This is a genomic window from Micromonospora peucetia (genome assembly GCF_900091625.1).
GTDB lineage: Bacteria > Actinomycetota > Actinomycetes > Mycobacteriales > Micromonosporaceae > Micromonospora > Micromonospora peucetia.
The window spans coordinates 7,086,319-7,107,742 of the sequence record NZ_FMIC01000002.1 but is presented as its reverse complement, the minus strand read 5'-3'; the positions used below and the strand labels follow the sequence as shown (position 1 = coordinate 7,107,742).

The window sequence follows — 21,424 nt, the reverse complement described above, 5'->3', positions numbered from 1 at the left end:
GGTCACCGGCCCCGGAACGGCCCGCGCCGCTCGTACCCGACAGTCTGCTCGTGCTGGATCTCCGCGTCTGCACCAACGAACGCCCGGCTCAGTCCCGGCGCAGCCAGAGCACGCCGAGCGGTGGCACCCGCAGCGCCGCCGAGGCGGGCAGCCCGTGCCAGGGAACGTCCTCGGCGTGCACCTCGCCCAGGTTGCCCACCCCGGACCCGCCGTAGTGGTGGGCGTCGGTGTTGAGCACCTCCGCCCAGGTGCCGCCGGCCGGCAGCCCCACCCGGTAGTCCTCCAGCGGCAGGGCGGAGAAGTTCGCCACACAGACCAGGGTCGCGCCGTCGGGGGCGATCCGGACGAACGAGACGGTGTTGTTGGCGACGTCGTCACCGGCGATCCAGCGGAAGCCGGCCGGCTCGGTGTCCTGCGCCCACAGCGCCGGGGTGCCCCGGTAGACGCGGTTCAGGTCGCCGACGAGGCGCTGCACGCCGGCCCGGGCCGGGTCGTGCAGCAGGTACCAGTCGAGCCCCCGTTCCTCGCTCCACTCCCGGTCGTCGGCCAGCTCGCAGCCCATGAAGAGCAGTTGCTTGCCCGGGTGCGCCCACATGTATGCCAGCAGGGCGCGCACGTTGGCCAGCCGCTGCCAGGTGTCGCCGGGCATCTTGGCGGCCAGTGAGCCCTTGCCGTGCACCACCTCGTCGTGGCTGATCGGCAGCACGTAGTTCTCGCTCCAGGCGTACGCCAGGGAGAAGGTGAGCTGATGGTGGTGGTGCTGCCGGTGGACCGGGTCCTTCGAGGTGTAGAGCAGGGTGTCGTGCATCCAGCCCATGTTCCACTTGAACCCGAAGCCCAGCCCGCCGTCGGCGGTGGGGCGGGTGACGCCCGGCCAGGCGGTCGACTCCTCGGCGATCATCGTCACCCCGGCGTGGTGCTTGTAGACGGTGGCGTTGACCTCCTGCATGAAGGCGAGCGCCTCCAGGTTCTCCCGGCCGCCGTGCCGGTTCGGGACCCACTGCCCTTCGGGGCGGGAGTAGTCCAGGTAGAGCATCGAGGCGACGGCGTCGACCCGCAGCCCGTCCACGTGGAACTGATCGAACCAGTAGAGCGCGTTGGCGACCAGGAAGTTGCGCACCTCGGGGCGGCCGAAGTCGAAGACGTACGTGCCCCAGTCGGGGTGCTCGCCGCGACGCGGGTCGGGGTGCTCGTAGAGCGGGGTGCCGTCGAAACGCCCGAGGGCCCACTCGTCCTTGGGAAAGTGCGCCGGCACCCAGTCCAGGATGACGCCGATCCCGGCGGCGTGCAGGGCGTCCACCAGGTGCCGGAACTCGTCCGGGTCACCGAAGCGGGACGTCGGGGCGTAGTAGCCGGTGACCTGGTAGCCCCAGGAACCGCCGAACGGGTGCTCCATCACCGGCATGAACTCCACGTGTGTGAAGCCCAGCTCGGTGACGTACGCGGTCAACTGCTCGGCCAACTCCCGGTAGCTCAGCCCGGGACGCCACGAGCCGAGATGCACCTCGTAGACGCTCATCGGCTCCTGGTGCGGCTGCCGCCGGACCCGCCGCGCCAGCCAGTCGGCGTCACCCCACTCGTACGTCGAGTGGTGCACCACCGACGCGGTGGCCGGCGGCACCTCCGCGTACGCCGCCAGGGGGTCGGCCTTGTCCCGCCAGTGCCCGTCAGCGCCCAGGACCCGGTACTTGTAGCGGGCCCCGGCCCCGACGTCGGGGACGAACAGTTCCCACACCCCGCTGCCGCCGAGTGAACGCATCGGCCAGCCGTCGTCCGGTGCCCAGCCGGTGAAGTCGCCGACGACCCGCACGCCGCGCGCGTTGGGCGCCCACACCGTGAACGCCACGCCCTCGTCGAAGACCCGGGCGCCGAGCGCCTCCCAGAGCCGCTCGTGCCGACCCTCGCCGATCAGGTGCAGGTCCAGCTCGCCCAGGGTGGGCGGATAGCGGTACGGGTCGTCGTGGAGGTGACTGTCGGCCTCGACGCGGTAGTCGAGCACCTCGCCCGGCACCGTCGCCTCGAACACGCCGACGTCGTGCACCCGCCGCATCGGGTGCCGCTCGCCGTCGACGACGAGTGCGACGTCGGCGGCGCCCCGGCGCAGCGTCCGGACGACCGTCCGCCCGTCGGCCGGGTGGGCGCCGAGGACGGCGTGCGGGTCGTGCGTGGCGCCGGCGATCAGCTGGTCCATCGGGCGTCGTCCTCCTGGGCGGGAACGGTGGGGGCGGTGCCGCCCGAGAGGTCGTCGGGAACGTTCTCGACGGTCAGGTCCGCAGCCACCGTCGCCGACACCGGGCCGGCGCCGGGAGTGGGCCGCCGCACGGTCAGCACGTGCGCCGGTTGCAGGTACGGGTCGAGGCGTACGGCGTTGCGCTGCCCCCAGTCGTAGCTGGCGCCGGTCAGCTCGTCGCGCACCGTGAACCGGTCGTGCCAGTCGAGACCGAGGGCGGGCATGTCCAGCGTGGTGTTGCCCCACTGCACGCCCTGCGGGTCGAACGAGCAGACCACGAGAACCGTGTTGCCGGTGTCCGGGTCGTGCTTGGACCAGCAGAGCAGCGCCGAGTTGTCGATCTCGTGGAAGACCAGGTTGCGTAACTGGTGCAGGGCCGGGTTCTCCCGGCGTACCCGGTTGAGGATGGCGACGAACGGAGCGAGGGAGCGGCCCTGCGCCTGCGCGTCGGCCCAGTCCCGGGGGCGCAACTCGAACTTCTCGTTGTCGAGGTATTCCTCCGCGCCGGGGCGGGCGACGTGCTCGAAGAGTTCGTAGCCGGCGTACATGCCCCAGGAGGGGGAGAGCAGCGCGGCCAGCACCGCCCGGATCTTGAACATCGGCGGGCCGCCGTGCTGCAACGACTCATGCAGGATGTCCGGCGTGTTCGGCCAGAAGTTCGGCCGCATGTAGTCGGCCGCCCCGACCAGCTCCTCGCAGTACGCCCGCATCTCCGCCGCCGTCGTGCGCCAGGTGAAATAGGTGTACGACTGGGTGAAGCCGACCTTGCCGAGCCCGTGCATGATCGCCGGTCGGGTGAACGCCTCGGCGAGGAAGAGCACGTCCGGGTCGACCTGCTTCACCTCGGCGATCAGCCAGTGCCAGAAGTCGAACGGCTTGGTGTGCGGGTTGTCCACCCGGAAGATCCGGATGCCCTCGCCGACCCAGTGCAGCACCACCCGCAGCACCTCGGCCCGGATGCCCTCCGGGTCGTTGTCGAAGTTCACCGGGTAGATGTCCTGGTACTTCTTCGGCGGGTTCTCCGCGTACGCGATGCTGCCGTCGGCCCGGGCGGTGAACCACTCCGGGTGCTCCGCCACCCACGGGTGGTCCGGCGCGCACTGCAACGCCAGGTCCATCGCCACCTCCAGGCCCTGTTCGGCGGCGGCGGCGACGAAGTTCCGGAAGTCCTCCGGCGTACCCAGGTCGGGGTGGATCGTGTCGTGGCCGCCCTCGGCGGCGCCGATCGCCCACGGCGAGCCGACGTCGTCCGGGCCGGCGGTCAGCGAGTTGTTGGGGCCCTTGCGGTTGACCCGGCCGATCGGGTGGATCGGCGGCAGGTAGAGCACGTCGAAGCCCATCGCCGCGACGCCCGGCAGCCGCTCGGCGGCGGTGGCGAAGGTGCCGGAACGGGCCGCCGCGTCGGCGGTGGCCGGGACGGCCCCCTCCGAGCGGGGGAAGAACTCGTACCAGGAGGAGAAGAGCGCCCGGGGGCGGTCCACCCACAGCCGGTGCTCGTCGCCGGTGGTGACCAGCTCCCGCACCGGGTGCGCCCAGAGCAGGTCGGCCAACTCCAGCGCCGGGGCGACCCGCCGGGCCAGCTCCCGGTCGGTGTCGCCCATCGCCGCCACCGCCGCGCGGACCCGCCCCGCGTCACCGGCCGGCACCAGCTCCACGGCGGCGGTCAGCACCCGGGCGCCCTCGGCCAGGTCGTTGGCCAGTTCCGCCGGCCCCTGCCCTGCGGCGATCTTCTTGGTCACCGCGTTCTGCCACGTCAGGTACGGGTCCTGGAACGCCTCGACGGCGAAGCTCCACTCGCCGACGGCGTCGGGGCGGATCATCGCGTGCCAGCGGTCCTGCCCGGGCTCGCCGGGGCGCATCCGGGTGAACGGCCGGGCCCGCCCGTCGGGGCCGAGCCAGACGACGTTGCAGCCGAGCGCGTCGTGCCCCTCCCGGTAGGCCCGGGCCGACACCGGCACCGGCTCGTCGATCACCGCCTTGGCCGGGTAGCGACCGCAGGAGACGACGGGGGAGACGTCTTCGATCGGGAACCGTCCAGTCACCCCGCCAACCTACTGCCCGAGATCGTCTCGCGCTCGGTTGCGCGCTCCTTCGGCTCCGCTGCCGGCCGGACGGGAGCCGGGTCAGTGCCGGGCCCGCCATTCCTTCGCGCGCCGCAGGTAGCGGATCACCCCGGCCGGGCCGGTGGAGGCGGGCCAGTCGTCGGTGCGGAAGTAGGCGTCGGATCCGCCGTCGAGGAAGATGACCGAGCCGCAGAGGAAGTCGGCGGCCGGCGACAGCATGAACGCCACCCAGTCGCCGACGTCCTTCGGTTTGCCGCGTCCGCCGATCGGTACGGCCAGCTGCTCGACGGCGTCCTTCTCGCCGCGGGCGATCTGCTCCTCGAGCAGCGGTGTGGCGATGATGCCGGGGGCGAGGACGTTGACCCGGATGCCGGCACCGGCCCACTGCGGCGAGACCGCGCTGCGCCGCGCCCACCGCGTCACCGCCATCTTCGAGCTGGCGTACGCGAAGGGTGCCGAGCGTCCGCGGAAGCGACCGACCACGCGTAGCGCCTTGGCGGGGTTGCGGTCGAGTAGGGCCCGGACTGCGCTTTCGGGCACCATCGGGGTGAGGGTGGTGGAGTTCGACCCGAACACGACGACCTTGCTGTTGCCTGCGGCGGCCAGTGCCGGCCGCCAGGCTTCGAGCAGGTCCACGACGCCGAAGTAGTTGACCTGTTGCACCATGCCGTCGCGTCCCGGGATGCCGCCGAGCCCTGCGGCGCAGACGGCGCCGTCGAGCCGGCCCGCGCGCTCCAGCACCTCGGCCGCCGCCGCCGAGCGCCCCGCCGGCGTGGACAGGTCGGCGATGACCTCGACGTCCCGTAGGTCCACGCCGATGACGGTGTGCCCGTCGCCGCGCAACCGTTCGGCCGCGGCCCTGCCCATGCCCGAGGCGGCACCCGTCACCGCGTACGTTCCCATGTCGGTTCCTTTCGGCCAGCTGGCAGCCGGTCGGACCTGGCTGCTCCGTCTCGCCGGATGCTGGCACGGCGTGGCCGCCCCGGCTGCGAGGTCTCCGGGGTTGCCAGCGCGGTGCGCGCCCCCCACGTCGTACCAGGATCTGGCAGCGGAGCCCGGGAACTGTGTCCCGGTGACCGGCGGTGGACCGTGTTGCCTGCCGAGGCCCTGTCGAGCTGATGTCGTCAACGACTCACCCGCCTGCCGTGACCGATGAACGAAGCGCGGGTCCCCCTGCCGAGGACGTCGGCGAACTGCTGTCCTCCTGACTCGTCCTAGATCTTGGTAAGAATATGCCCTTATAGGGGCCTTTTCCTGCCAAGATCTAGGGGCTTCCTGGCATGTGGAAGCAGAAGGCCAGTACGTGGGAGTGGTGGCGTTCAGGTGGGTGGTTTCCGGCGCCACGAACGAGCCCTTGCCCTGGTGCACCTCGATCCAGCTGCCCTCGCCGCCGGCCGGGGCGATGAACCCGGCACTCGGGAATTGCTCGACCGGGCCGCGGAGGCCGCCCGGGACGTCGCGGCCGGTGGCGGGGGCTTCGGCCGGGCGACATGCTGCGGGCGGGCCGGGCGCTGCTGGATGGGAGCGCACCGCGCGCGGCGAGGTGCCCGACCGGCCGATGGTACGGGACCTGGTCGCCGTCGTGGCCCGCTCCACCGCCGCCCCGGCCGGCCTGGCCCGGCTGGCCGCCACCCTCCAAGTCACCTGACACCAGCGTCGCCGTCAGGCGAAGTGGCGCCCGGACCGCCAGTCTTCGGCGTTCTCCCGCCACATTGACCAGGTGCGCCACAGGGACACGCCACCGCCCGACACCAGCGTCACTACCAGGCCGAAGAAGACCCACGCTGTGAGGGACTCGTCGCCGATGCGTATGTCGCGGACGATCGCGTCGGGCGAGGCGGGGTCGTAGAGCACGGTGGCCGCATCGCCCACCCGGGGCCAGGGAGACCAGTAGTAGTCGGTGATCTGCGTGACGACGTGGTGGCCGTCGGCGGTGGTGAACGAGGCCACCACGTACGAGTTCCGCTCAAGGCTATGCACTTCCAGCACCGTCGCTTCGGCGTGCACGCCGTACGTGTTCAACCGGTGGCTGCGGTATGCCGAGTCGATCTCGAGCAGCAGGAGCACCGGGGTTCCGAGCAGCAGAGCCACGAGGCTGAACAGGGGGTGGCGCAGCCAGTACCCGGGCAGCCAACGGCTGCGCGGGGGGATTGGTGCACGTTTTCTCCGCCAACCCATGCCGCCATTCTGCCGACCGTCGGCAAGCGGGCCTTGCTGCCTTACCCCAACAGTGAGCGGTAGAGGTCGAGGGTGCGGGCGGCGATGGCGTCCCAGGAGAAGTGCTCGACCGCGCGTCGACGCCCGGCCCTGCCCCGCTCGGCGGTCTTCACCGGGTCGGCCAGCATCTCGTTCATCGCCGCCGCCAGGTCGGCCACGAAGCGGTCCGGGTCCAGCGGGGTGCCGGAGCCGTCGCCGGCCTGCTCGATCGGGACCAGCAGCCCGGTCTCGCCGTCGGCGACCACCTCCGGGATGCCGCCGGTGGCCGTGGCCACCACCGCCGTCTCGCAGGCCATCGCCTCCAGGTTGACGATGCCCATCGGCTCGTAGACCGAAGGGCAGACGAAGACCGTGGCGTGCGTGAGCACCTGGATCACCTCGTGCTTGGGCAGCATCTCGGCCACCCACACCACGCCCGACCGGTTCGCCCGCAGTTCGGCGACGAGACCCTCCACCTCGGCGGCGAGCTCCTGGGTGTCCGGTGCGCCGGCGAGCAGCACGAGCTGGGTGTCCGCCGGCAGGTCGCGTGCCGCGCGCAGCAGGTAGGGCAGGCCCTTCTGCCGGGTGATCCGCCCCACGTAGACCACGCTGGGCCGGGCCGGGTCGATGCCGAGCCGCTCCAGCACGTCCGTGCCGTGGTCCGGGGCGTACTGCGCCGTGTCGATGCCGTTGTGGACCACCCGGACCCGGTCGGGGTGCACCGCCGGGTAGGCGGTCAGCACGTCACGCCGCATCCCCTCGCTGACCGCGATGACCGCGTCGGCGGCCTCGAACGCCGTGCGCTCGCACCAGGAGGAGAGCGCGTACCCGCCGCCGAGCTGCTCGGCCTTCCATGGCCGCAGCGGCTCCAGACTGTGCGCGGTCACCACGTGCGGCACGTCGTGCAGCAGCTTCGCGGTGTGCCCGGCCAGGTTGGCGTACCAGGTGTGGCTGTGCACCACGTCGGTGCCGGCGCACGCCGCCGCCATCTCCAGGTCCACGCCCATCGTCCGCAACGCGGCGTTCGCGCCGGTCAGGCCCGCCGGCTCGGCGTACGCGGTGACACCCGCCTCGGTGCGCGGCATGCCGAAGCAGTGCACCCGCACGTCGGCCAGCCGACGCAGCTCACGGGCCAGGTACTCGACGTGCACCCCGGCCCCGCCGTACACCTCCGGCGGATATTCCCGGGTGAGCAGGTCGACGCGAAGGGGTGCCGGTGCCGTCATCCCCCGCACCCTAGTGCAGAAGTGCCCGTACGAGTGGTGAACTCCCACGGGGATGGATAGCGTCTGGACATGGCTGCCAAGGTGCTCGCGATCGTCCTGGCCGGCGGAGAGGGCAAGCGCCTGATGCCGCTCACCACGGACCGGGCCAAGCCGGCCGTCCCGTTCGGCGGGATGTACCGCATGGTCGACTTCGTCCTGTCCAACCTGGCGAACGCCGGCTATCTGAAGATCGTCGTGCTGACCCAGTACAAGTCGCACTCGCTCGACCGGCACATCACCAAGACGTGGCGGATGTCGACCCTGCTCGGCAACTACGTCACCCCGGTGCCGGCGCAGCAGCGCCGCGGCCCGTGGTGGTTCGCCGGCTCGGCCGACGCGATCTACCAGAGCTTCAACCTCATCCATGACGAGCAGCCCGACCACGTGATCGTCTTCGGCGCCGACCACATCTACCGGATGGACCCCCGGCAGATGGTGGAGGACCACATCGCCTCCGGCGCCGCCGTGACCGTGGCCGGCATCCGGCAGCCGCTGTCGACGGCCGACCAGTTCGGCGTGATCGAGGTCGGCGAGGACGGCCGGCGGATCCGGGCGTTCCGCGAGAAGCCCACCGACGCGGTCGGCCTGCCCGACGCACCCGACGAGATCTACGCCTCGATGGGCAACTACGTGTTCAGCACGAAGGCGCTGTGCGAGGCGGTCGAGCGCGACGCGGAGGACAAGTCCAGCAAGCACGACATGGGCGGCAGCATCATCCCGATGCTGGTCGAGCGCGGCGAGGCCAACGTCTACGACTTCCGCGACAACGAGGTGCCGGGCAGCACCGACCGGGACCGCGGCTACTGGCGCGACGTGGGGACACTCGACTCCTACTACGACGCCCACATGGAACTGATCAACGTTCACCCGGTCTTCAACCTCTACAACTTCGACTGGCCGATCTACACGGGGCTGTCGCCGTACCCGCCGGCCAAGTTCGTCCACCAGTGGGGCGAGCGGGTCGGCCGGGCGGTCGCCTCGATGGTCTCGCCCGGCGCGGTGATCTCCGGCGGGCTGGTGGAGAACTCGGTCGTGGCGCCGAAGGTCAAGGTGCACTCCTGGGCGCACGTGGACGGCGCGGTGTTGATGGAGGGGGTCGACATCGGCCGGCACGCGGTCGTCCGCCGGGCCATCCTCGACAAGAACGTGATCGTGCCGGAGGGCGCCGAGATCGGCGTCGACCTGGAGCGGGACCGGCAGCGCTACACAGTCTCCGACAACGGCATCGTGGTGATCGGCAAGGGACAGAAGGTGGAACCGTGAGCAGTCATCCCCGGGCCGGCCAGCCCGCCCAGCCCGCCGACCTGGTCGACGTGCCGCGGCTGGTGACCGCCTACTACGCCGAGCACCCGGATCCGCAGGACCCGGCGCAGCAGGTCTCCTTCGGCACGTCCGGGCACCGCGGGTCGAGCCTGCGCAACGCGTTCAACTCCGACCACATCCTCGCGGTCACCCAGGCGCTCTGCGACTACCGCCGGGAGCGGGGCCCGGACGGCCCGCTCTTCCTCGGCCGGGACACCCACGCGCTCTCCGCCCCGGCAACGGTGGACGCCCTCGAGGTGCTCGCCGCCAACGAGGTCACCGTGTTGCTGGACAGCCGCGACGGCTACACGCCCACCCCGGCGGTGTCGCACGCCATCCTCGCCCACAACCGGGGCCGCACCAGCGGGCTCGCCGACGGCATCGTCATCACCCCGTCGCACAACCCGCCCGACGACGGCGGCTTCAAGTACAACCCCACCCACGGCGGCCCGGCGGACACCGACGCCACGAGGTGGATCCAGGACCGGGCCAACGCCATCCTCGCCGACGGACTGAAGGAGGTCCGGCGGATCCCGTACGCCCGGGCCCGCGCCGCCGACACCACCGGGTCGTACGACTTCCTCGCCCGCTACGTCGACGACCTGCCGGCGGCCATCGACGTCGACGCGATCCGCGACGCCGGGGTGCGCATCGGCGCCGACCCGCTCGGCGGCGCGAGCGTGGCCTACTGGGGCGAGATCGCCGAGCGGCACCGGCTGGACCTGACCGTGGTCAACCCGACGGTCGACCCGACCTGGCGGTTCATGACCCTGGACGGCGACGGCAAGATCCGGATGGACTGCTCCTCGCCGAACGCGATGGCCTCCCTGATCGCCGCCCGTGCCGACTACCAGGTCTCCACCGGCAACGACGCCGACGCCGACCGGCACGGCATCGTCACCCCCGACGGCGGCCTGATGAACCCCAACCACTACCTCGCGGTGGCGATCTCCCACCTGTTCCGCACCCGGACACGATGGGGGCCGGCCGCTGCGGTCGGCAAGACCCTGGTCTCCTCCTCGATGATCGACCGGGTCGCCGCCGACCTGGGCCGCCCCCTGTTGGAGGTGCCGGTCGGCTTCAAGTGGTTCGTGCCCGGGCTGCTCGACGGCGCGGTGGGCTTCGGCGGCGAGGAGAGCGCCGGCGCGTCGTTCCTGCGCCGCGACGGGAGCACCTGGACGACCGACAAGGACGGCATCCTGCTCTGCCTGCTCGCCGCCGAGATCATCGCCACCACCGGCCGCACCCCGAGCCAGCACTGGACGGAGCTGGCCGAGCGCTTCGGCGCACCCGCGTACGCCCGGATCGACGCGCCGGCCACCCGGGAGGAGAAGGCCGTGCTCGGCAAGCTCTCGCCGGAGCAGGTGACCGCCACCGAACTGGCCGGTGAGCCGATCACCGCGACGCTCACCACCGCACCGGGCAACGACGCGCCGATCGGCGGGCTGAAGGTGACCACGGAGTCCGGCTGGTTCGCGGCCCGCCCGTCGGGCACCGAGGACGTCTACAAGATCTACGCCGAGTCCTTCCAGGGCCCGGAGCACCTCACCCGGATCCAGCAGGAGGCGAAGGACCTGGTCTCCGGGGTTCTCAAGCAGGCCTGAACGCCCGAGCCACCCGCATCGACCCACCTCATCGGTCCGGGAGCCGACCCGGCGTGGGTGGGTGCTGGGGTCGTGCGGTGCGCAACTGCGCGGTGCGGTCGTGCGGTGCGGGGTGCCCGCCCAGCCCGCCCCGCACGCCATCCGCGTCGTGCGTGCGTGCCGAGTCTCGTGGTCTCGGTCGCGTGGCGCCGAAATGCGCGGTGCCGGGTCGTTGGGCGAATCGGCGTTGGTGCGGTGGTGCGGTGCCAGGGTCCTGGAGGGCTAGTGTGCGCACTGTCGAGCTGCCCCCATAGCTGGGGCAGGGAAATAGCCCCGGGTCGGTCGCATGCATGGGGCAGCTCGACAGCGTCGCACCAGCCCCATGGACGCTGGTCCCGCAATCGCCGCACGCCCAAGCAGCCGGGCACCAGGGCACGAAGGGCACCAGGGCACCAGACTAGGCACCAAGACCCCTGACACCTGGCACCAAGGACCGGGGCGGGGCATGGGTCCGGGTCAGCGGGGCGGGGGCAACTCTCGACGGTTGAGCTGGTCGCGCAGGCTCTCCGGAAGCAGTTCGCGAAGCTGCTCGGGGAGCAGTGGCAGGTCCAGCAGAGTCAGCTTGAGCTGGTTGCGCTCCTGGTAGCGGCGCGGGTCCAGGCGTACGACCAGGCCGGCGTCGCGGCGGTAGCGCACCTGCATGGCTCCCTGGGTCGAAGCGTCCCGGATCACCAGGCCGTCCATCTCCACGGCGATCGGCCCGGAGCCCTCACGCAGCTCCAGCCGGATCGTCTCGTCGGGGGAGAGCACCACCGCGCGGGAGATACCGGCCATCGGTGCGGACGGGCTCACCACCACCACGTCGGCCGCTGGCGAGACCAGCGGGCCGCCAGCGGCGTAGCTGTACGCGGTAGAGCCGGTCGGGGTGCTGATCACCAGCGCGTCGCAGCGGTAGTAGCCGTACTGCTGCCCGTCGACCGCGAGCGAGGCGTCGACGAAGCCCGAACCGGGTTGGCGGATCAGCACGACGTCGTTGAACGCGACAAGATCCTCCCCGCAGAGATCGCAGACCAGGCAGCTGTGGCTCTCCACCGTGAAATCGTGCGCCACCAGCCGGTCCAGGGCCGTCGGCAGTTCCGGCGGCTCCACCTCGACCAGGAAGCCGAGCTTGCCCACGTGTACGCCGAGCACCGGCTTCGGATCGTGGACGGCCGCGCGTAACGCGCCGAGCATCGTCCCGTCCCCGCCGATGGCGATCAGTGCGTCCGACCGGACGGCCACCTCGCCCACCGGCAACGGCTCGACCGTTGCCGGCACCCGGTGCCGGTCCTCGGCGCGTACGGCCAGGGCGATCCGGTGCCGGGCGGCCCAGTTCACGATGGTGTCGACCACCGCGGAGACGTCCCGGGTGGGATGCAGCACCAGCCCGAGCCGGCTCCGGTCCATGCCTACAGCTCACCACATCCAGGGGCCCCGCACGGGCGTACCGCAAGGTGCGTCCGCGCCTGCGGCCCTCGGGGGCCGCCGGTGCACCCGTCGGCTGTTTCCGCCCCGGAGTCCCTTCTGTGCCTTTTCGCGTGACGGGCGGCCTGCCCGGTCGTTTGTAGAGACGGGCGCGGGTCCGAAGGGGCCCGCTGCCCCGTGCCCGCGCGCAGGTGGCGCGCCGGGCCGGGACCACGAGGAGGATCCTTGAAGATCGTCGTTACCGGTGGCGCCGGTTTCATCGGCTCCAACCTGGTACGCGCCCTCGCCGACGCGCCGCAGGTCACCGAGGTCGTGGCCGTCGACGACCTCTCTACCGGGTCGTTGGACAACCTCCTCGACCTGCCCGTCCGGCTGTTCACCGGGACGATCCTCGACCCCGACCTGCTCGACGAGGCGGTCAGCGGGGCGGCCAGCGTCGTTCACCTGGGTGCCCTCGGCTCGGTGCCCCGCTCCATCGACGACCCGCTGCGCAGTCACCACGCCAACGCCACCGGCACCCTGAGCGTGCTGGAGGCGGTCCGTCGCCACGGGGTCCCGCACATCGTTGTCGCCTCGTCGTCCTCCGTCTACGGCGCCAACCCGGTCCTGCCACGTCAGGAGACGCTGCGGCCGATGCCGGTGAGCCCGTACGCGGTCTCCAAGCTGGCAACCGAGGCCTACACGCTCGCGTACGCCTCCTGTTACGGCATCGGGGTGCTGCCGTTCCGCTTCTTCAACGTCTACGGGCCCCGCCAGGCCGCCAACCACGCGTACGCCGCCGTGGTGCCGAGGTTCGTCTCGGCGGCGCTGGAGGGCCGGCCGCTCCAGGTGCACGGCGACGGCACCCAGTCCCGCGACTTCACCTACGTCGGCAGCGTCACGGACGTGATCGTCGACGCGGTCCTGCGCCGTGTCTGCGCGCCGGACGTGGTGAATCTCGCCTTCGGCGCGCGGGTCTCGCTGCTGGAGTTGATCGCGGAGCTGGAAGAGGTGCTCGGCCGCCGCCTCGACGTGGAGCACGGCCCGCCGCGCGCCGGCGACGTGCGGGACTCGCAGGCGGACTGCGCACGACTGCTCGAGCTGTTCCCCTCGGTGCGCCGGTATCCGTTGCGTGCGGGCCTCGAGGCGACCGTCGGCGGGATGTCGGACCGTGTGCTCGTCGAACCGTGACCCGTTGCACCGCTGCCGGGGCAGCGGTGAGCCGTTGGGTCCGTCGGAACGGAAACGACAATGACCGGCGCGGGAACATGGATCGCCTACGTGGGACCGTTCCGCTTTCCCTGGGGCGAGCCGGGTTCGCGGCGTGTCTTCGGCTTGGCGCAGTCGATGGCGGCAGCCGGCCGCGACGTCGTCGTGGTCAGCGGCGAGAGCGGGCCGAAGACGCCCGTCACCGTCAGTACGGCTGGGGCGGGCCTGTTGCGCCATGTCGGCGCCGGGGAGCGGCCATCGGCCGATGCCAGCATCGTGTCGAAGGCGGTCCAGATGGTCGTCCGCCTCGGTGAGCGGACCGTACGGTGGCTCGACGAACAGCCCACCCGCCCGGAGTGCGTCGTCGTCTACGGCGGCGGGGCCCAGTACATGGCCCGCGTGGGCCGATGGTGCCGCCGCAACGGCGTTGCCTTGGTCGCGGACGTCGTGGAGTGGTACGCCCCGCACCAGATGCCGGGTGGAGCACTCGGACCACCGCACCTGAGCGCGAAGCTCGCCCTGCGACATCAGTATCCCCGCTGTCAGGGCATCATCGCGATCAGTTCCCTGCTGGAGCGCCACTACCGGGAACGCGGCTGCCGGGTCCTGCTGGTGCCGCCGACCCTGGACGTGTTCGAGGTGAAGCCGGGCGGCCATGCGGTCACCACGGAGGCTGGTCCGCTCAACGCCGTGTACTTCGGAACACCGGGTCGCAAGGATCTCCTGACGACGATCATCCGCGCGACTGACGCGGTCAGCCGCAGGACGCCGGTCACCCTCTCGGTCTACGGACCCACTGTCGAGCAGGTCCGCGACCTGCTCGACGGCGCAGACCTTCCTTCCTCGGTTCGAGTGCCTGGTCGAGTGCCGCAGCAGGACGTCGAGGCCATCGTCCGGAACGCGGACTTCAGCGTCCTTGTCCGGCCGTCCGAACGGTTCACGCACGCGGGCTTCCCCACCAAGTTCGTGGAGAGTCTCGCCTGCGGCACTCCCGTGATCGCCAACCTGACCAGCGACATGGGGCGTTACCTCCAGGACGGCCGGCAGGGGTTCGTCTGCGTCGACCACAGCAGCACCGAGCTTGAGCGCGTGTTGCGGCGTGCGGCCATGCTGCCCCGGTCACAGCACGAGGAGATGCGGGTGGCGGCGAGGGCCACCGCCGAGTCCTCCTTCGACTACCGACGGTTCGCCCAGCCCGTTGCCGGATTCCTCGATTCTCTTCACGGGCGGCGGTATGCGATCGATGGGACCACCGGCCCGGCAGTTGCACGGACACGTCGATCGCGGGGAGACGACATCACATGACGGCCATCGCCCGTTCGGCGGCCCGCCGAACCGGAACGCCACGTCGGCAGGACGGCAACTGCTTCGACTTGCTCCGACTGGTGGCGGCACTCGCGGTTGTGGTCCAACACACCGTTGAGCACACTGGCAGTCGCTTCATGTGGTACGAGCCGGGCAGCGGCAGGTGGTTCGGCGATGGGGTTGCCGTGTTCTTCATCATCAGTGGCGGGCTGGTCTTCAGCTCGGCGTTCAGGTGTCAGCAGAGCGGCCGAGGCTGGGCGGAATACTTCCGCAACAGGTTTCTCCGCATCGCTCCGGCCATCTACGTCTATCTGCTGGCGATGACCGGCCTCCTGCTGATCGTCGGTGTCGTGGATGCCCGATCGCTCACCGACGTCCACTTCGCGGGCTGGTTCGCCAGCACCCTGTTCCTTGTGCCGGTCTACCATCCGGCACTCTTCGGGGACTTCGGGACGGGCGTGGTCAACGGCAGCCTCTGGACGATCCCTGCCGAGATCGGTTTCTACCTGATCGTGCCGGCACTGGTGCTGGTCGCCGTTCGTCGGTCGTTCCGGGCGATGATGTACGGCGCGGTCGTCGTCGCCGTGGCCGGCTGTGGCCTGTACGCGTGGTCGCTGAGCACGGCTGGCGACAACCAGATCGCACGGCTGCTCGGTGTCTCCGTCCTACCGTGGCTCGGCTACTTCCTGCTCGGCGTCATGTGGTCGCGATCCTGGCATCTGGCACCCCGATCCGGCGCGACGGCCCTCGCCGTGCTCTGCGGGTACGGCGCGCTTACCTGGACCCAGCACCTGGTCGGCCCTTCGGGCCGGGTGTTGCTCGGCGTACTGGCCGGTGTTCCCCTCTCCTACCTGGTGTTCTGGATGGGGCACCGAGGGCCTGCCGTCCTTCAAGGGCTGACAGCCCGTATCGGTGACCTCAGCTTCGGGGCATACATCTGGCACATGCCTCTCGTCAACGTCTTCATCTGGGCCGGCCGCGACCACTGGCCGGTACGGGGCACGGCGTTGGTCATCCTGCTGGTCGCGCTCACGCTGGGCTGTGCCGTCGCCTCATGGCACCTGGTGGAGAAGCCGGCACTGCGCTTCAAGCGATACTCCGTCAGAGCCACATGAGCTGGCGGCCGCGACCGGTGTGTGGCCGTGGCGCGACGCCGAGGCGCCCGGCGGCGGACTGCGTACCCCGCCGATCGGCGGGTGAGTGATGTCCCTGTCCCGGGAAGTCGCTACGTCGGTGCGGGCCGAGCCGCCCCTGACCACAGCGGACACGGACGTTCTGCCGGCCCGCGACCGACAACGGCGTCTGCTCACCGGAATGGCCGCCACGGTGCTCTGCCGGGCCGTAGGCGTGGTGACCCCGCTCGTGCTGATTCCGGTGATGCTGGCGGAGCTGGGGCCGAATCTCTACGGATTGTGGGCGGCGGTCGGTGCCCTGACCGCGATGGCGGCCTTCGCCGACCTCGGCCTCGGCAACGGCCTGATGACCAGACTCGCGCCCTGCTTCGCGACGGGGGACACGGCGCGTGCCCGTCGCTACGTCTCCAGCGCCTACGTCCTGCTCACCGGCATCGCCGTACTGATCCTGCTGTGCCTGTGGTCGGCCTCGCCGCTGGTGCCGTGGTCGGGGCTGATCGGCGCCGACGGTCCGGCCGGTGCCGAGGCCGAACCCTTCATGCTCGCCTGTCTCACGGCCTTCGTGGTCAACGTGCCGCTCTCCCTGGTCGTCCGCGTGCAGTTCGCGTACCAGCAGGTGGCGCAGAGCAATTTGTGGCAGGCGCTCGGCGGCCTGTCCGCCGTGCCTCTCGTGCTGCTCGCTGTGCATGTCGACATGCCACCGGTCGGAGTCGTGACGGCCAGCGTGACCGGACCGGTCCTGACGAACCTGCTCACCAGCTGCTGGGTGTACGGGCGAGCCCTGCCGCAACTGCGACCGCGGTTACGTGCGGCCGATCGCGGTGAGGCGCGGGAACTGGTGGCTCTCGGCGGACTGTTCTTCCTCCTGACGATCGTCATGTCGGTGGCGAACAATGCCGACAGTCTGCTGATCGCTCACGTGTTGCAGATGCGGGATGTCACCGACTTTGCTGTCGCCGCGCGGCTCTTTGCCCAGGTCGGGATCCTGGTATCGCTCGTGAACGTGCCGCTCTGGACGGCGAACGGAGACGCCCTCGCCCGGGGAGAGATCGACTGGGTGCGGCGGACCAGCCGCCGGATGACGATCGTGTCATCGAGCATGGCGGTCGTCCTCGGGGGTGGACTCGTGTTCGCCGGTGGCCCGTTGCTCGGCGCCTGGGCCGGCATCCGTCTTGAGGGGGGCGGATTGCTGCTCGCTGGACTCGCCTGTTGGTGGGTGCTGCTGGCCGCGATGTCGCCATGCTTCATGGTGCAGAACGCCGCCGGCGTCATCCGCCCGCAGCTGTTGGGGTGGACGGCCTACCTGGCCGTCTCGATTCCCCTCAAGTGGTACGCGGCCGGCAGGTACGGCGTGGCCGCCGTACCGATCACCGGAGCGTTGGTCTATCTGCTCACGGTCGTCCCGGGCGCTCTGCACGGATACCGCGCGGTACTCAACGATCCTGCGGCTACAGCAAAGGAAACCGACTGATGGCAGACGTGTCGACATACCCGCGCGTACTCGTGGTGGGCGCGGAGCCCTTCGGACATACGACGGGGACAGGAATCACTCTGTCCAACCTTTTCGGTGGCTGGCCGACGGACCGGTTGGCGCAGGTGCACCTGACCGCCAGGGCGCCCTCGACCGATGTGTGCCAGCACTACTTTCCGCTGGATCCGCGCAGCGCACCGGTCGACTACTGGACGCGGCGGTTCGTGGCGAAAGGTGCCCCCGGCGGCCCTCCGGCACCGGCGGCCAATCCGGCCGCGCGGTCGGCAGGCGGGCGGATGTGGCAGCACATGCGGGCGGTCGCGGATCTGAGCCCGCTCGTCCTTCCGCGACAGCTGCTCCGCTGGACCCGCCGGTACCGTCCGGAGGTCGTCTACTCGGTCCTGGGCAGCGTCCGGGTCATGAGGTTGGCCTGCGGCATCGCCCGGCACTGCGGGGTGCCGTTGGTGCCGCACTTCATGGACGACTGGCCGACCACGTTGTATGCGGACGGCGAACTGCTCGGCCTCGGCCGGCGGGCGAAGGAGGCGAACCTCCGTGAGGTGGTGCGGCTGTCCCGCTCCGGGCTCTGCATCAGCACGCCCATGGCCGACGAGTACCGCCGGCGCTACCGCATCCCCTTCGCCGCCTTCATGAACTGCGTGGACGGGGCGGCCTTTGCCGGATATCGGGCAGGCGCGCGGCCGCCTGACCCGAGGTCGGCCGAGGGCGGGGTGGAGTTCGTCTACGCCGGTGGCCTGCATCTGGGGCGATGGGCTTCACTGGCGCGGATCGGGGCGGCGCTGGAGCGCATCGTGTCGCCGCTCCCACCGGCACGGCTGACCGTGTACGCGCCCGAGCGTGACCTGGAGCACTACGCCTCGGCCTTCGCCGACCTGCCGGCGGTCCGCCTCGCGCGGTCCGTCGGCAGCACGGAGGTTCTTTCGATCCTGCGTAGCGCGGATGTCCTCGTCCACGTCGAGTCGTTCGCGCCCGAGCTCGTGCGGTACACGCGCCTGTCGCTGTCGACGAAGATCCCGCAGTACCTGGCCGCCGGTCGGCCCATCCTCGGGCACGGCCCGGGAGAGTTGGCCTCGATGCGGCACATCGTGACGGCGGACGCCGGGCTGGTGGTAGGTGAGGAGAAGGTGGAGCCGTTGGTGCGGCGCATCGAGCAACTGTGCGGCGATCCCCTGCTCCGTCAGCGCTTCGGAGACAACGGATACTCCTACGCGAAGGTGCGCCACTCGCGCCAGGAAGTGGCATCGGCGTTCGTGGCCCAACTGGCGCAGGTGGCGGGTACGGCCCGGGAGGGTGCGCGGTGAGCCGTCCACTCCGGGTGGCCCTGGTCTCGCCGTTGCCACCGCCGCAGGGAGGTATCGCGCGCTGGACCGCGATGATCGCAGGCGCTGCGCGGAGCATGGACACCGTCGACGTCGTTGTCGTGGACATCGCGCTGCGGGGAAGGTCGATCCATCAGACGTCGCTGGCACGCCGGATCCTCGCGGGAGCCGTCCAGATCGCCCGAAGCGCCTGCTCGCTCGGTTGGCAGATGGTGCGACGGCGGCCCGACGCTGTGCACGTCAACACCTCGGGGCACCTCGGCGTGGTTCGCGACCTCGTGATGCTCCGGATCTCCCGGGTGTTCGAGGTGCCGTTCGTCTATCACATCCGGTTCGGCAGGGTGCCGGAGATCGCCGCCGCAGGCCGTTGGGAGTGGCGTCTGATGCGGCGAGTCATCGAGCGGGCGTCAGCGGTGGTGGCCCTGGACGAGAAGACCGAAGACGCCATCCACAGATACGCCGACCACAAGTTGCTCGTGCGCGTTCCCAACTGCGTGGACCTGTCGACGCTGCCGCTGCGTCCCGGACAGGAATCTCCGCGGAAGCAGGTGCTCTTCGCGGGGTGGGTGATCCCCGCGAAAGGCGTCGAGGACCTGTTGGCCGCCTGGAACGACATCGAGACCACGGGCTGGGAACTGGTGGTCGCCGGCCCTGGCGAGAGGGGTTACCTGGAGCAGATCCGGCCATCCTCGCCCGAGCCCGCCGTGACCTTCCTCGGCGAGTTGGGCGGGCAGGAACTGCTGGAACTCATGGCGGGCTGCGAGGTGTTCGTACTGCCCAGCCACTCGGAGGGTTTCCCCAACGTGATTCTTGAGGCGATGGCGCTCGGGCGTCCGGTGGTGGCCACGGATGTCGGGGCGGTGGGGGAGATGCTGGGCGACGGCTGCGGCGTCGTGGTTCCGCCACACGAACCGGATCGACTTGCTGCCGCCTTGACGGCGGTGATGAGCTCCCCGAGTCACCGAAGCGAGCTCGGCGAACGGGCCAGGAGGAAGGCGGCTGCCGAATACGCGCTGCCCGCCGTCTTCGATCGGTACGAGGCACTGTGGCGCCGAGTCTCGCATCGTGACGCGTCATCACCGACCGGCGATGACGCTGAGTTGACCGCCGTCCAAGATGCCACCGGCTGAGGCGCGGCACCCGTCATGGCGGCCGGGTGTCGCGCTGGTGGTGATACCTCAGGCCGTGAGGACGCTGTCGGGCCGACGGCCTCGGGTGGCGCCGCTCGTGGTGGGACGGTGGTGTCGACCGGTGGGCAAAGACGATTCCGCAGGCTCGGCTGTCAGCGAGACGCGTCGCTGGATCCTTGCGAACACCGACAGTGCGCACAGCGAGACGAACGCGATCAGCGCCGGTCTTGTCTGTCCGAGTTGATTGTTGGCGGGCACGAAGGCGATCAGGAGAGCAAGCTGGCCGAACAGTGCCATTGAGAGGACACGGCGCTGTAGGACCGCCTCACGCCAGAACTTCGCAAGGAACCATCCCACCACTGCCATCAGGCAGACGGCGCCCGGGTACGTGAGATCCGACGCGAGCCACGGATAGATCGTCGACCAGTACATTCCGTCAGGCCAGCCGGTCGCCACCTCTGTACGGGCGGTGTACCGCCTTTCGAACTGGGGATCGAAAGGTGTGTACTGCTCCAGGTAGCTGCCAAGCGCCGGTGACGAGCCCGTCCCCTTGGCCCACTCGAACGGCACGCTGAGGTTGTGACTCAAGCCCAGGTAGCCGTGCGTGGGATAGGAGATGGTGACTGCGAGGCCGGCGGCGAGATCGTCACCGATCAGGCCGGCAACCACAGGGCTGCCCTGTACCGCCGGTCCCTGTCCGGACGTACGTGCTCGATCGCTCTGGTTGAAGGACATGTACCCGAGGAAGATCACCAACATCGCGGCGAAGGCAGCGAGATGACGCCAGTTTGTCAGCTTCATCGCCCGTGCCGGTCGAATGGATCTGGAGCCGAGAAGCAAAAGATAGCTGGCAGCCCACCAGATCAGCATGTCGCCCAGTCCTTTGAGAATTCCGATCGCCATGTAGTAGACCGCAAAGGTGGTAAGGCTGCCCAGGACATACAGCTGCAAGAGTCGACCCAGCCTCGACCAGTGGAGGACAGCAACTGGTATGAGCAGGGGATAGAGCGCTGCCAGCAACGTGAGGAGCTGCACCGGGCGCGAGAACTGTCCCTCCTGCTGTAATTGCAGAAAATACCGCTCGCCGGGGTTGGTGACGGCATGGGCGAGTTCGGTCGGGCTCGAGATGCCAATCACGTTCAGTTGCGCGATCCCGAGAAGAAGAACGTAGGTGGCGCTGACGACTACGAGTGTTCGCGGTGGGGCGTGGCGGCGACCGACGGTTGCCCCGAACGCCGTGGGCGAGGACCTAAGGGCCACGTGCATCACGTACCCGACGCACAGCGCTCCTGTGGCTGCTGACACGAACAGGGTGAGTTTCATCAGGTTCGGGCTTTCCGCTGCCCTGCCCAGAGTCAGAAAGAGCCCATAGGTGCCTACCAGGTAAATGACCGCCAGCTTGAGTGGAATGTAGGCCAAGGCCCAGCCGTGTGCGCCGTCTTGCCTCGCGCCGTGCGACGTGGCCCTCTTCACGATGGTCGTCGTCATGTGGTCAGCGCTCCTGCCCTTACGGCCTTGCCGGCGGAGGGACCGCCCGACCGATGACCTGGCTTGATGGGTGAGTGCCCTGGTTATAGCAACGATCCGCCGGCACGCTCGGGTGTTTCATGAATGTCGGTTGGCCGATGACTCAGCAGCGGTCCTGCCGGCAGCTTCGTCCGTTTTGAGCGTTCCCCCGGGGTCAACTGGCTCGTTTCCCGAGGTGGGACCGCCGCCCCGTGACCTGCGGCGTCGGTCGCCACCTGAGAACCGAG

The 21,424-nt window shown here is 70.2% G+C and carries 15 protein-coding genes; 8 read left to right on the top strand and 7 right to left on the bottom strand.

What is annotated here, in order from left to right:
* Positions 1–88: 88 nt before the first annotated feature.
* The 5 genes from glgB to glgA form a co-directional block, all read right to left on the bottom strand.
* Positions 89–2,191, bottom strand: coding sequence for a 1,4-alpha-glucan branching protein GlgB (glgB, locus tag GA0070608_RS31080; RefSeq protein WP_091633639.1), 2,103 nt, complete (start codon positions 2,189–2,191; stop codon positions 89–91).
* Positions 2,179–4,272 carry an alpha-1,4-glucan--maltose-1-phosphate maltosyltransferase gene (locus tag GA0070608_RS31075; RefSeq protein ID WP_091633635.1) on the bottom strand — a complete coding sequence of 698 codons (2,094 nt, stop codon included), beginning with the start codon at positions 4,270–4,272 and terminating at the stop codon, positions 2,179–2,181. The genes glgB and GA0070608_RS31075 overlap by 13 nt, the downstream gene beginning before the upstream one ends.
* Positions 4,273–4,353: 81 nt before the next feature.
* Positions 4,354–5,196, bottom strand: a complete 843-nt coding sequence (locus GA0070608_RS31070) for an SDR family oxidoreductase (protein WP_091633631.1) — start codon at positions 5,194–5,196, stop codon at positions 4,354–4,356.
* Between the two features lie 759 nt (positions 5,197–5,955).
* Positions 5,956–6,471, bottom strand: a complete 516-nt coding sequence (locus tag GA0070608_RS31065; RefSeq protein WP_141719606.1) for a DUF3592 domain-containing protein — start codon at positions 6,469–6,471, stop codon at positions 5,956–5,958.
* A 41-nt stretch (positions 6,472–6,512) separates the two neighbouring features.
* Positions 6,513–7,715: a glycogen synthase gene (gene glgA, locus GA0070608_RS31060; protein ID WP_091633625.1), complete on the bottom strand. Its 1,203-nt coding sequence runs from the start codon at positions 7,713–7,715 to the stop codon at positions 6,513–6,515.
* Between the two features lie 69 nt (positions 7,716–7,784).
* Here glgA and glgC point away from each other — a divergent pair, with 69 nt between their 5' ends.
* Both glgC and pgm read left to right on the top strand, forming a co-directional pair.
* Positions 7,785–9,017, top strand: coding sequence for a glucose-1-phosphate adenylyltransferase (gene glgC / locus GA0070608_RS31055; RefSeq protein ID WP_091633620.1), 1,233 nt, complete (start codon positions 7,785–7,787; stop codon positions 9,015–9,017).
* Positions 9,014–10,660 carry a phosphoglucomutase (alpha-D-glucose-1,6-bisphosphate-dependent) gene (gene pgm, locus GA0070608_RS31050; protein ID WP_091633616.1) on the top strand — a complete coding sequence of 549 codons (1,647 nt, stop codon included), beginning with the start codon at positions 9,014–9,016 and terminating at the stop codon, positions 10,658–10,660. The genes glgC and pgm overlap by 4 nt, the downstream gene beginning before the upstream one ends.
* 495 nt (positions 10,661–11,155) lie before the next feature.
* Here the strand turns inward: pgm and GA0070608_RS31045 are convergent, their stop codons facing one another.
* Positions 11,156–12,085 (bottom strand): NAD(+)/NADH kinase, encoded by a 930-nt coding sequence (locus GA0070608_RS31045; RefSeq protein ID WP_091633611.1) that lies wholly within the window; start codon positions 12,083–12,085, stop codon positions 11,156–11,158.
* Positions 12,086–12,328: 243 nt separating this feature from the next.
* Between GA0070608_RS31045 and GA0070608_RS31040 the strand changes: the two genes are divergently transcribed.
* The 6 genes from GA0070608_RS31040 (at position 12,329) to GA0070608_RS31015 (ending at position 19,670) form a co-directional block, all read left to right on the top strand.
* Positions 12,329–13,273 (top strand): NAD-dependent epimerase/dehydratase family protein, encoded by a 945-nt coding sequence (locus GA0070608_RS31040; protein WP_091633607.1) that lies wholly within the window; start codon positions 12,329–12,331, stop codon positions 13,271–13,273.
* A 60-nt stretch (positions 13,274–13,333) separates the two neighbouring features.
* On the top strand, positions 13,334–14,596 hold the full coding sequence (locus tag GA0070608_RS31035) for a glycosyltransferase (protein WP_091633604.1): 1,263 nt from the start codon (positions 13,334–13,336) through the stop codon (positions 14,594–14,596).
* Positions 14,593–15,711 carry an acyltransferase family protein gene (locus tag GA0070608_RS31030; RefSeq protein ID WP_091633601.1) on the top strand — a complete coding sequence of 373 codons (1,119 nt, stop codon included), beginning with the start codon at positions 14,593–14,595 and terminating at the stop codon, positions 15,709–15,711. Before GA0070608_RS31035 ends, GA0070608_RS31030 begins: the two co-directional genes overlap by 4 nt.
* A gap of 199 nt (positions 15,712–15,910) precedes the next feature.
* Positions 15,911–17,200 carry a lipopolysaccharide biosynthesis protein gene (locus GA0070608_RS31025; RefSeq protein ID WP_091636632.1) on the top strand — a complete coding sequence of 430 codons (1,290 nt, stop codon included), beginning with the start codon at positions 15,911–15,913 and terminating at the stop codon, positions 17,198–17,200.
* Entirely contained in the window at positions 17,200–18,522 is a 1,323-nt protein-coding gene (locus GA0070608_RS31020; RefSeq protein ID WP_245716037.1) for a glycosyltransferase family protein, read from the top strand. The genes GA0070608_RS31025 and GA0070608_RS31020 overlap by 1 nt, the downstream gene beginning before the upstream one ends.
* Positions 18,519–19,670, top strand: a complete 1,152-nt coding sequence (locus tag GA0070608_RS31015; protein WP_342672645.1) for a glycosyltransferase family 4 protein — start codon at positions 18,519–18,521, stop codon at positions 19,668–19,670. Before GA0070608_RS31020 ends, GA0070608_RS31015 begins: the two co-directional genes overlap by 4 nt.
* Positions 19,671–19,718: 48 nt before the next feature.
* Here the strand turns inward: GA0070608_RS31015 and GA0070608_RS31010 are convergent, their stop codons facing one another.
* A complete protein-coding gene (locus GA0070608_RS31010) occupies positions 19,719–21,158 on the bottom strand; it encodes a hypothetical protein (protein WP_091633594.1) in 1,440 nt (479 codons plus the stop codon).
* Between the last annotated feature and the right edge of the window lie 266 nt (positions 21,159–21,424).

What these genes read in the sequence shown, in the direction of transcription:
- glgB (WP_091633639.1), bottom strand. Translation starts at nt 2,191, where the DNA reads ATGGACCAGCTGATCGCCGGCGCCACGCACGACCCGCACGCCGTCCTC.
- GA0070608_RS31070 (WP_091633631.1), bottom strand. Translation starts at nt 5,196, where the DNA reads ATGGGAACGTACGCGGTGACGGGTGCCGCCTCGGGCATGGGCAGGGCC.
- GA0070608_RS31065 (WP_141719606.1), bottom strand. Translation starts at nt 6,471, where the DNA reads ATGGGTTGGCGGAGAAAACGTGCACCAATCCCCCCGCGCAGCCGTTGG.
- glgA (WP_091633625.1), bottom strand. Translation starts at nt 7,715, where the DNA reads ATGACGGCACCGGCACCCCTTCGCGTCGACCTGCTCACCCGGGAATAT.
- glgC (WP_091633620.1), top strand. Translation starts at nt 7,785, where the DNA reads ATGGCTGCCAAGGTGCTCGCGATCGTCCTGGCCGGCGGAGAGGGCAAG.
- GA0070608_RS31045 (WP_091633611.1), bottom strand. Translation starts at nt 12,085, where the DNA reads ATGGACCGGAGCCGGCTCGGGCTGGTGCTGCATCCCACCCGGGACGTC.
- GA0070608_RS31035 (WP_091633604.1), top strand. Translation starts at nt 13,334, where the DNA reads ATGACCGGCGCGGGAACATGGATCGCCTACGTGGGACCGTTCCGCTTT.
- GA0070608_RS31030 (WP_091633601.1), top strand. Translation starts at nt 14,593, where the DNA reads ATGACGGCCATCGCCCGTTCGGCGGCCCGCCGAACCGGAACGCCACGT.
- GA0070608_RS31025 (WP_091636632.1), top strand. Translation starts at nt 15,911, where the DNA reads ATGGCCGCCACGGTGCTCTGCCGGGCCGTAGGCGTGGTGACCCCGCTC.
- GA0070608_RS31020 (WP_245716037.1), top strand. Translation starts at nt 17,200, where the DNA reads ATGGCAGACGTGTCGACATACCCGCGCGTACTCGTGGTGGGCGCGGAG.
- GA0070608_RS31010 (WP_091633594.1), bottom strand. Translation starts at nt 21,158, where the DNA reads ATGACGACGACCATCGTGAAGAGGGCCACGTCGCACGGCGCGAGGCAA.